Genomic DNA, 8,975 nt, shown 5'->3' on the forward strand with positions numbered 1-8,975 from the left:
GCCGGCGCCTCAGGCGCTCGCGACCGTCTTGCCGTAGCCCCGGAGCGCCTCGAGCGCCCGCTCGATCTCCGCCTTCTGGTTCTCGAGGTGGGCGATCTGCTCGGCGACCTGAGCCGGGGAGAGGGCGAGGGTCGCGCCCGCGCCGGCCTCGGCGAGCTCGTCGCCATCGACCATCGCGGCGATTTCCCGCAAGGTGAAGCCGAGCTCCTTGCCGCGCAGGATGGTGGCGAGCCGCGAGCGATCGTCCTCGGTGTAGAGTCGGGTCGTGCCGCGACGTTGCGGGTGCAGCAGGCCCTTCGCCTCGTAGAAGCGCAGGGCGCGCAGCGTCACGCCGAACTCCTCGGCGAGATCGCCGATCGTCAGGGTCGCCGGTGCGGTGGAGCGGCCGGTCGGCCGTCCGGTGCGCGAAGCGGCTCCGCCCGAGCGGGCGGTCGCCGCCTTGCCGCTCTCGATTTGCCGATCATAAGCCATGCCGTTTCCCCCGTCTGAGACACGCACCACTGCTCGTCCAGCGGCGTCTCGTGACGCCCTGTGACACAAAGAAGGTCAAATGACCTACCTAAGGGAAAGGTAACGTCAACTTGAGCGTGTGTTACTTACGGTAAAACATGTTTTGTATCAGCCCTTTAGGCGTAAAATCACATTACCGTTACGCCTCATATGGGCGGCAAATTTCGTCAAAAACGCCCGTCCGGCGTGCGGCAGCTCGCCCATGAGTTGTGAACACAAATCGCCCAATACTAAGTTGCGCACGCAACGATTGGGGGGCGACCGACCGTGGTTCCGAGGCCGGAACGTTGCTTAACGGCTTGTTTACCGTGCCGATCGAAAGTGCCGGCAGGAACCTTTCAGGCTGCGGCTGCTGACCGAATCTTCAGATCGAGCAGGGCGCGGGGTTTCCGCCGGTCAGTCGACCAGCGCCTTTCCGCGAGTTCCTTTTTGCCCCTTTCGCAGAGCCCGCCATGAGACGGACCGCTCCTACACTCGATTCCTTCGATCCGGACCTGCGTGACGCCGCTCGGGAAGCGGCGCGGCGCGCCGGATTGTCGGTGGACGAGTGGCTCGCGGAAGCGATCAGCGAGGGCTCGGCGCGGGCGGGCGTAAGACAGCAATCCCGGCGCGCCGCCGCGCGCCGCGCGCGTCACGACGGGTTCCCGGGCCCGGAGAGCCCCGAAGGCAGGCGACCCGAGCGGACCTGGCAGCCCGACATGCCGCGAGCCCAGCGCCCGCGCCCGTCCCGGCCGGCGGCAGCGGAGCCCGCCCCGGCGCGGCCCGACCCCGCCGGCGCCGACCCCCGGCTGCTCGAGGCGGTGGCGGCGATCGGCCGGCGGCTCGACGCCATCGACCGTCGCATCAGCGAGACCCGCGAGGCCTCGGACGAGGCCGTCGCCAAGGCCGTGCAGGGCATCGAGACCCGCCTCGCCGACACCACCCCCCGTCCGGCGGGCCGGCGCACCCGCCCGGCGCCCGACAGCCTTGCCGCCGCGGTGGCGGAGATCCGCCAGCGCCAGCAGCAGCTCGACGAGGGCGGTCCCGACGATGACCGGGATCTCCTGGTCGACGGCCTGCGGCGCGACCTCGCCCGGGTGATGGAGACGACCGCGGCCGACGCGCTCTCGCCGGCCATCGCGGGCCTTCAGGCCGAGACGACGCGCCTGCGCGAATCGATCGGGGCGCTTGCCACCAGCGGCGACCTCGTGACGCTCGAGCAGGCGGTGCGCACCCTCGCCGACGAGGTGCAGCGGGCCCGCGACCCGGCCGACCTCGTCGCCGTCGCCGGACCGATCGACCTGATGCGGGTCCAGGTCGGCCGCCTGGCCGAGGACGTGGCGGCCAACGTGCACGCCCGGGTGGCCCAGGACGTCGAGCGCCTCGCCCGTCAAGTCGACGGGGCGCTGGGCACCGACCGGACCGGGCTCGCGGACCGCGACGCGGTCGCCAAGCTGTTCGGCGAACTCGACGAGATCCGCGGCCAGCTCGCCGCGCTCGCCGAGCCTTCCCGGGTGCAGAATCTCGCCCGGTCGGTGGACGAGCTCACCGAGACCGTGACCCGGCTCGGCAACGGGATGTTCGACAGCCCGGCGCTGATGCACGAGCTGCGGCCGCTGCTGGAGGAGATCCGCCAGGGCGTCCGGGCTCCGTCCGCCGAGGCTCCGGCCCTGGCGCAGGGCATCGCCGACCTCGATCGCAAGCTCGACGACCTGCGGGCCGAGCGGCGGGAGCGGCCGGACGCGGCGGGCGACATCCTGGGCCGCATCGACGCCCTCTCGGCCAAGGTCGACCAGGTCGCGGCGGTGAACACCGTCGGCGACGTGATGGAGCGGCTCGAGCAGATCGGCGACGCCCTGCGCCAGCCGGCGCTCCCGAGCGGCGACCTCGCCTCGATCCACGGCATGCTGCGCAACCTCGCCGACAAGCTCGACCGGGTCGGGCAGGGGGCGGGCGGCGAGGCTCTCGACGGCCTCGAGCGCCAGGTCCTGGCGCTGGCGAGCCGGATCGACACCCGCGGCAGCGACCCGGCCCTCGCCGGGCTCGAGCGCACCATGGGCGACCTCCTGGCCCAGGTGGCGCTCCTGCGCGACGAGGCACCGATCCAGGCCGCGGCGGAGCGGGCCGCCCGCAGCGTCGCCGACTCGATCGGGGCCGAACGGCAGGGCACCGCGGCGGCGGAGGGGCTGGGCGGCCTCCAGGCCGTCCTGGCGGACATGCGGTCGCAGCAGGCCGCCGCCGACAAGCGCCTGCAGGCCACCATGGAGGGCGTGCATTCCGTCCTCGAGCAGCTGGTCACCCGGCTCAACCACCTGGACGGCGATCGCCGGGGCGAGAGCGCGCCTGCGGCCCTCGCCGCGCCGCCGCGCCGGGCGGCCCGCAGCCTGCGCGAGACGCTGCGCGAGTCCACGGCGGCACCCGAGCGGTCCGCCCGCCGCCCGGAGGCGCCCCGGGCCGCGACGCCGAGCCCCGCCGACGAGATGCTCGAGCCCGGCGCCGTCCGTCCGCGCAGCCCGCAAGGAGAGTCCGGTCCGGCTCCGGAGATGCCGGCCGGCGACATCAAGGCGAGCTTCATCGCGGCGGCCCGCCGCGCCGCCCAGGCGGCGGCAGCGGAGGCGGCCGATACCGGCCAGGGCCCGCCGGCGGCCGAGCGGAGCGCCGGCTCCCAGGGCAGCCTGGTCGAGCGACTGCGGGCCGGGATCGAGCGCCGCCGCCGCCCGCTGCTCCTCGGGCTTGCCGCGATCGTGCTGGCCCTCGGGACGCTGCAGGCCCTGCACGGCTCCGGCGTGCGTACCGGTGCGCCGACGATCTCCCGCGAGGCGACGGCGCCGGTCGAGCCGGCCACGACCCAGGCCTTCGCGGCGCTGCCCGCCCCGAAGCCGCCCGGGAGCGTGCCGCCGGCAGCCGACACGGCCACCGCGAAGCCGGAGGCCGGCGGTCCGAAAGGGGCCGACGCCGGTGCCCAGAAAGGTGCTGAAGCCGGCTCCCAGAAAGGCGCCGAGGCCGGCGGCGAGCGGGCTTCGGACGTCAAGGCCGCGGCCAGGCCGGCGCCGCCGCGCGTGTCCGACATGGCCTCCCTCGGCAACGAGATGGCGGGCATTCCGGCCGGTGCCGCCGCCCTGCGCCAGGCGGCGCTCGAGGGCGACGGGGCGGCGATCTACGAGCTCGCCAGCCGCGCCGTCGACGGCCGCGGCCTGCCGCGGGACGCGGCGCTCGCCGCCAAGCTGTTCGACCGCCTGGCCGGGGCCGGCTACGCCCCGGCGCAGTACCGCCTCGGCAGCCAGTACGAGAAGGGGCTCGGCCTCGTCCGCGACCAGGACAAGGCCCGGCTCTGGTATGGCCGCGCGGCGATCCAGGGCCACGTCCGGGCGATGCACAACCTCGCGGTGATGCTGGCCGAGTCCGGCGCCGCCGGCGGCAAGCCCGATTACGCCTCCGCCGCGAACTGGTTCCGCAAGGCCGCCGAGTACGGGGTTCGCGACAGCCAGTACAACCTCGCGGTGCTGCTCGCCCGCGGGCTCGGCATCAACCAGGACCTGGGCCAGGCCTATGGCTGGTTCGCCGCCGCCGCCGCGCAGGGCGACGACGATGCCGGACGCAAGCGCGACGAGGTGGCGGGCAAGCTGGCACCGAAGGATCTGGCGGCGGCCCGCGCCGCCGCCGAGGCCTGGAAGGCGAAGACCCCCGATCCGGCGGTGAACGATCCCCCGGCCGCACGCGTCGAGACCGCGGCGACTCCGGGCGCCATGTCGCTCATCGGCGCGCCGCCGCCTCTCAGCGTCGGCCGGGGCACCGGCAAGGTGTAAGCCCCGCGCGGCCAAGAACGATCGACGGGCGCGGGCCGGGGCCGGTTCGCGCCCGTCGGCATTCGGGCGGGCCACGGTTTCCCGTGCGGCGAAAACTGGTCTAGATCGGGATCCCGCACCGCACCGGACCGTCCCGTCGTTGCAGATCTACCTTCCGATCGCCGAGATGCCCGTGAGCGTCCTGGTCCTGCTCGGGCTCGGCGCGGCGGTCGGCTTCGTGTCGGGGCTGTTCGGCATCGGCGGCGGCTTCCTGATGACGCCGATCCTGATCGTCATGGGGATCCCGCCGGCGATCGCGGTGGCGACCCAGACCGCGCCGATCGTCGCCTCCTCGACCACCAGCGTGCTGGCGGCCCTGCGGCGCAACGCCCTCGACCTGCGCCTCGGCCTCGTCCTGGTCCTCGGGGGCTTCGTGGGCACGAGCCTGGGGGTCTGGTTCTTCGCCGCCGTGCGGCGGGCGGGCCAGCTCGACCTCATCATCACGGTCGCCTACGTCACCCTGTTCACCGTGGTGGGCGGGCTCATGCTGACGGAGAGCCTGCGCGGCTTCTGGGCGAGGCGGCGGGGCCGGGCGCGCCCGGCCCGTCTCGGCGGCGACCACGCCGCCTACATGGCCTGGCCGCTGCGGATGCGCTTCCCGCGCTCGCGCCTCTACGCCAGCGTGATCCCGATCCTCGGCCTCGCGCTGTTCGTCGGCTTCACCGGCGCGGTCCTCGGCATCGGCGGCGGCTTCATCCTGGTCCCGGCGCTCCTCTACCTGATGCGCGTGCCTACCGGCGTGGTGGTGGGCACCTCGCAGTTCCAGATCCTCTGCACCAGCTTCGTCGCCCTGGTGCTGCACGCGGTGCAGAACCAAGCGGTCGACATCGTGCTGGCGGTGATCCTGATCGCCGGCGGGGTGTTCGGGGCCCAGTTCGGGGCGCGGGCCGGGCGCAACCTGCGCTCGGAGTATTTCCGGTTCCTGCTGGCGATCCTGGTCCTGGCGGTGGGTCTGCGCTTCGCGGTCGAGCTCGTCCTGCGCCCGGAGGAACCGTTCTCGATCGTGGTCCAGGAGGCGCGCTGATGCGCACCGTCCTGGGTCCTCCGCCCGGTGGAGGGCGCTGATGCGCGCCCTCGCACCCGGCCTCCTCGCCCTCCTGCTCCTGGCGGGGCCGGCCCGGCCGGAGGCCCTGGTGGTGAGCCTGTCGTTCAACCGGCTCGCCGTCACCTCGACCTACGCGGGAACCTCGGTGGCGGTGTTCGGCGCCATCGAGCGCGACGGCCAGGCGGCGTCGCGCGCCGGCGGCTACGATGTGGTGGTGACGATCCGCGGGCCGCGCCAGTCCCTGACGGTGCGCGAGAAGGAGGCCCTGGGACCCGCCTGGGTCAACCGCAGCCAGCAGAAATTCGCCGAGGTGCCGAGCTTCCTGGCGGTCCTGTCCTCGCGCCCCCTGGCGGAGGTCGCGGACGAGGCGACGCGCCGCCGCCTGCGCCTCGGCCTTGCCTCCATCATCGCCTCGCCCGACCTGACCTTGACGGCGCCGACGGCGGACGACCCTTTCCGCGAGGCCCTGCTGCGCCTGCGCCAGCGCGAACGCCTGTTCACCGAGAGCGAGGCCGGGGTACGGTTCCTGTCCCCATCGGTCTTCCGCACCACCGCGCCGCTGCCGGCGACGGCCCCGGTCGGCGCCTACGACGTCGAGGTGGTGCTGCTCGCCGGCGGCGTGGCGCTGGCGCGGCGCGAGGAGCGCTTCGACCTCGTCAAGTCCGGCATCGAGCAGCGGATCGCGGCCGCCGCCCGCGATTGGTCGCTGGCCTACGGGCTTGCCGCCGGCGCCCTGGCGCTCATCTCCGGCTGGCTCGCCAGCGTGATCTTCCGGAGAGACTGATGCACCGCGCCGCGCCCCCCGCCGCCCTGATCCTCGGCGCCGCGGGCCTGATTCCGTTCTTGGGGCTCAGTGCCCTCGTGATCCTGGGGCAGGCGCCCTTCGGGATCGCGCCGCGCCCGCTGCTCGCCGGCTACGGTGCCGTCATCGCGTCGTTCCTCGGCGGGCTGCGCTGGGGCGCGGCCGCCGCCTCGCCGGAGGGGCGGGGCGCCGACTACGCCGTAGCGGTGGTGCCCTCGCTCATCGCCTGGGCGGCCCTGTTCGCGCCCGGCCCCTGGGACCTGCGGGCGCTGGGCGCCCTGGCGCTGGCCTGGGGCCTCATCGACCAGGACCTGCCCCGGCGCGGACTGGTCCCGGCCTGGCTCGGGCAGCTGCGGCTGGTGCTGTCGGGGGTGGCCGGGCTGGCGCTGCTGGCGGCGGGCTTCCTCGGGACGGCCTGAGCGGCCCCGGTCAATCCCGCGTCAGCATCGCCCGGCCGATGGCGAAGACGCGGCCGTCGCCGATGAGATGCGCGGTGAAGCCGTCGGGGAAGAGCCGGTCGAACACCTCGGAGCGGACGTTGAGCCCGCCGGTGAGCGAGCCGAAGGCCGGCATCACCAGCCGCCGGGCATCGAGGACGAAGCAGCGCCGGCGGACAGCGCGGCCGCGCATCGCCACCTTGCCGACCGGGTGGAAGTGGCCGGCAACCTCGCCCGGCGCAGCCGCGGGATCCGGCTCGTGCCGCAGGGTGAGACCCCCGAGGGTCAGCGTGTCGGCGAAGCGGCCGCCGACGCCGTCCTGCACCGCCCGGTCGTGGTTGCCGGAGATCCAGACCCAGTCGCGGCCCTCCTGCAGGGCGGCGATGAGGGCGCGGTCGGTCACGTCGAGGCGGGCGGGCCCCTGCGCGTCGTGGAAGGAGTCGCCCAAGCACACGACCCGGGCCGGGTCGAGCCGCGCCACCGCCTCGTGCAGGGAGGCCAGGGTCTCGCGGGTGTCGTAGGGCGGCAGGAACTGGCCCGAGCGGGCGGCGAAGGCCGAGCCCTTCTCGAGGTGCAGGTCGGAGACCACCAGGGTGCGGTGCTCGGGCAGCCACAAGCCGCCGCTGAGGTCGAGGGCGAGGGTTTCTCCGGCCAGCGTCACGCCTGGGGTCTTGTGAGTCTTCTCGAGCTTCAGCGGCAGCGCCACGGTCGTCATCGTCCTTTGCGGAGCGGGGCGCCCTCCGGTCTGTTCGTTCTCACGCCAGCGCCTCGTCGAGCAGCGCCGCCTCGGCCTCGGCCAGGATCTCGTCCGCCCCTTCGCCGTAGACGCGCTCGCGCCCGATCTCGAGCATCACGTTCACGGAGAGCGGCGACACCCGGTCGAGGGCCTTGTGGATGATTCGCCCCTGAATGCGCGCAAGCATCACGCCGAGGCGGGCCACGTCGAGGAGTCCGGTTGCCGCATCCTGCCGCGCCGCCCGCAGCAGCAGGTGGCCGGGCTGGTGCTTGCGCAGCACGTCGTAGATCAGGTCGGTCGAGATCGTGACCTGGCGCCCGGTCTTGCGCTGGCCCGGATGACGGCGCTCGATCAGCCCGGCGATGACCGCGCATTGCCGGAAGGTGCGCTTCATCATCGCCGATTCGTCGAGCCACTCCTCGAGGTCGTCGCCGAGCATGTCCTGCGCGAACAGGGCGTCGAGGAAGCCCGGCTCGCGGCCGATGCGCTCCGAGAGGTCGCGGCTGCCGAAGACCGCGAGGCCGTAATCGTTGGCGGCGAAGCCGAGCGGCCGCATCCCGGCCCGCTCCAGCCGCCGGGTCAGCAGCATGCCCAGCGTCTGGTGGGCGAGCCGCCCCTCGAACGGGAAGCAGGCGAGGTAGTGGCGGTTGGCGCGCGGAAAGGTCTCGACCAGGAGGTCCCGGGCCCCCGGCAGCACGGAGCGCCGGCGCTGCTGCACCAGGTAGTCGGCCACTTGGGCCGGCAGCCGGTCCCACTCGAACGGGTCGGCGATCAGCGCCCGCACCCGGGCGGCCAGGAAGGTCGAGAGCGGGAACTTCGAGCCGGCGTAGCTCGGGATCGCCGGGTCGGTGCCGGGGGGCCCGCGGGTCACCAGGGCCTCGTCTTCGTGCAGGCCCTCGAAGCGCAGCACCTCGCCGGCGAACAGGAAGGTGTCGCCCACCGTCAGGGTCTCGGCGAAATCCTCCTCGATCTCGCCGAGCACCCGGCCACCGGCCGGCAGCACGCTGCCGGGCTTGGTGCGGTTGCGCCGGGCGAGCCGCACCTTGACGGTGGTCGACTCGATGATCGTGCCGACATTCATCCGGTACGCTTGAGCGGTGCGGGCGTCGCGCACCCGCCACAGCCCGTCCGGCCCGCGCAGGATCTTGGCGAAGCGCTCGTAGGCCCTAAGCGCGTAGCCGCCGGTGGCGACGTAGTCGAGGACGAGCATGAAGTCGTCGCGGGCGAGGTCGGCGAAAGGAGCGGCCGCCCGCACCTCGTCGTAGAGTTCGTCCTCGCTGACGGGCCCGGCGCAGGCCATGCCGAGGACGTGCTGGGCCAGCACGTCGAGGGCGCCGGTGCGGGGGTCGGGCGTGTCCTGCGCCGCCTCCTCGACGGCGTCGAGGGCGGCGCGGCATTCCAGCATCTCGAAGCGGTTGGCCGGCACGAGGTAGGCCTTCGACGGCTCGTCCATGCGGTGGTTGGCGCGGCCGATCCGCTGCATGATCCGGCTCGCCCCCTTTGGCGCGCCGATGTTGACGACGAGGTCGACGTCGCCCCAGTCGATGCCGAGGTCGAGGGTCGCGGTGCAGACCACCGCCCGGAGCACGCCGGCCGCCATCGCCGCCTCGACCCGGCGGCG

Annotated in this window: 7 protein-coding genes; 4 read left to right on the top strand and 3 right to left on the bottom strand. The window is 73.8% G+C overall.

Annotated features, from left to right (window positions below):
- Positions 1-9: 9 nt before the first annotated feature.
- A complete protein-coding gene (locus VQ02_RS09510; RefSeq protein WP_048443939.1) occupies positions 10-471 on the bottom strand; it encodes a MerR family transcriptional regulator in 462 nt (153 codons plus the stop codon).
- Between the two features lie 737 nt (positions 472-1,208).
- Between VQ02_RS09510 and VQ02_RS09515 the strand changes: the two genes are divergently transcribed.
- The 4 genes from VQ02_RS09515 (at position 1,209) to VQ02_RS09530 (ending at position 6,600) form a co-directional block, all read left to right on the top strand.
- Complete coding sequence (locus VQ02_RS09515; protein WP_245239671.1) at positions 1,209-4,295, top strand: hypothetical protein; 3,087 nt, start codon at positions 1,209-1,211, stop codon at positions 4,293-4,295.
- 139 nt (positions 4,296-4,434) lie between these two features.
- Positions 4,435-5,358 carry a sulfite exporter TauE/SafE family protein gene (locus VQ02_RS09520; RefSeq protein ID WP_048443941.1) on the top strand — a complete coding sequence of 308 codons (924 nt, stop codon included), beginning with the start codon at positions 4,435-4,437 and terminating at the stop codon, positions 5,356-5,358.
- Positions 5,359-5,398: 40 nt separating this feature from the next.
- Positions 5,399-6,163: a TIGR02186 family protein gene (locus tag VQ02_RS09525; protein ID WP_048443942.1), complete on the top strand. Its 765-nt coding sequence runs from the start codon at positions 5,399-5,401 to the stop codon at positions 6,161-6,163.
- Entirely contained in the window at positions 6,163-6,600 is a 438-nt protein-coding gene (locus VQ02_RS09530; RefSeq protein ID WP_048443943.1) for a DUF3429 domain-containing protein, read from the top strand. Before VQ02_RS09525 ends, VQ02_RS09530 begins: the two co-directional genes overlap by 1 nt.
- A 10-nt stretch (positions 6,601-6,610) precedes the next feature.
- On the opposite strand, the gene pdeM is transcribed toward VQ02_RS09530, so the two are convergent.
- Both pdeM and VQ02_RS09540 read right to left on the bottom strand, forming a co-directional pair.
- Complete coding sequence (gene pdeM / locus VQ02_RS09535; protein ID WP_048443948.1) at positions 6,611-7,324, bottom strand: ligase-associated DNA damage response endonuclease PdeM; 714 nt, start codon at positions 7,322-7,324, stop codon at positions 6,611-6,613.
- 49 nt (positions 7,325-7,373) lie between these two features.
- On the bottom strand, positions 7,374-8,975 hold a 1,602-nt coding region (locus VQ02_RS09540), incomplete at its 5' end, for a helicase-related protein (RefSeq protein WP_048443949.1).

This window comes from Methylobacterium variabile (assembly GCF_001043975.1).
Classification (GTDB): domain Bacteria; phylum Pseudomonadota; class Alphaproteobacteria; order Rhizobiales; family Beijerinckiaceae; genus Methylobacterium; species Methylobacterium variabile.